Source organism: Roseomonas sp. 18066 (assembly GCF_902706185.1).
GTDB lineage: Bacteria > Pseudomonadota > Alphaproteobacteria > Acetobacterales > Acetobacteraceae > Pseudoroseomonas.
This window is the reverse complement of sequence record NZ_CACSJM010000316.1, coordinates 1-1377: the sequence shown is the minus strand read 5'-3', so window position 1 is coordinate 1377 and position 1377 is coordinate 1. Positions and strand designations below refer to the sequence as shown.

Below are 1377 nucleotides of genomic sequence, written 5' to 3'. Positions count from 1 at the left end.
AGCCCGCGACCCAGCCGAGAGCCCGGTCGATGCCGCGGCACTGCGCGCCGACTGGCTGGGCTTGCGCGACCTGCACGGCTTCGTCGCCCTGCTGCGCCGCCACCAGGCCACCCGCCGCCAAGCCTATCGCCTGGCGGGTTCCGACCTGGCCCGCCGCCTGGCGCCCACCGCCGCCGCAGCCGCCCTGCGCCAGGCCGCCGAGGAAGCCCTGCCGCTGGCCATCTCCATCGGCAACCGCCACGCCGTCCAGCTGCTGCACGGCGCCCCCCCGCGCCCGCGCGAGCGCGACGGCTGGCTGGAGCTCGCCGACCAGGGGCTGCGCCTGCGCCTGTGGCAGCCCGGCATCGCCGAGGCCTGGCACGTCATCCGCCCGACCGCCGACGGGCCGCTCGCCGCCATCGAGCTGTTCGACGCCGCCGGCGAGCCGCTGCTGACCCTGCAGGGCGCCCGCCGCCCCGGCCAGCGCGACCTGCCGGGCTGGACCCGCCTGGCCGGCCAGCTGGCCAGCGGGGCGCCACGCGCCCATGCTGCCGCCGCGCCCGTCCCGCAGCCCTTCCCCTGCGAGATCACCCTGGAGGCCGCCGCATGATCATCCGCCGTCATCTGCTGCAGGCCGCCGGCACGCTGCTGCTCGCCGCCCCCGCTGTCGTCCCTGGCATCGGCCGGGCCGCCAGCCCGCGCCGCATCGTCGCCATCGGCCCGGCCCTGGTCGAGGCGGTCTGCGCCCTCGGCCTGCAATCGGCGCTGGTCGCGGTCGACAACAGCAGCCTCTTCCCCGCCGCCGTCACCCGCCTGCCGCAGGTCGGCTATCTGCGGCAATTGCCGACCGAGGGCATCGTCGGCCTGTCGCCCGACCTGCTGCTGCTCTCCGACCAGGCCGGCCCGGCCCAGGCGGTGGAGGTGCTGCGCGCCTCCGGCATGGCGGTCGCGGTGGTGGCCGACGGCGCCGGGCCCGAGGCGGTCTCGGCCAAGCTGCTGGCCACCGCCCGGGCGCTGGGGCTGGACGGGGCGCCGCTGGCCCAGGCCGTCGATGCCGACTGGCACGCGCTGGACGCGGCCGTCGCCGCGGCACCCAGGCCGCGCGTGCTGTTCCTGCTGTCCACCGGCCGCGGCGCGCCGCTGGTGGCCGGCGCCGGCACCCATGCCCATGCGCTGATCGAGGCCGCCGGCGGCAGCAACCCGCTGGCCGGCTTCCAGGGCTATCGCCCGCTTTCCGCCGAGGCCGCCGCCACCGCCGCCCCCGACTTCCTGCTCATGATGCACCATTCCCTCGGCGAGGCCGGCGGGCGGGAGGCGGTGCTGTCCAGCCCGGCCATCGCCCTGACGCCCGCCGCCGAGCAAGGCCGGCTGATCGCCATCGACCCCGGCCACCTGACC

The 1377-nt window shown here is 78.0% G+C and carries 2 protein-coding genes; both read left to right on the top strand.

What is annotated here, in order from left to right; translation table 11 throughout:
• A partial coding sequence (locus tag GVN67_RS28975; RefSeq protein ID WP_304621479.1) for a ChuX/HutX family heme-like substrate-binding protein occupies positions 1–589 on the top strand: 589 nt, incomplete at its 5' end.
• The coding region (locus GVN67_RS28970) for a hemin ABC transporter substrate-binding protein (RefSeq protein ID WP_160000757.1) at positions 586–1377 on the top strand (792 nt) is incomplete at its 3' end. The genes GVN67_RS28975 and GVN67_RS28970, both read left to right, overlap by 4 nt.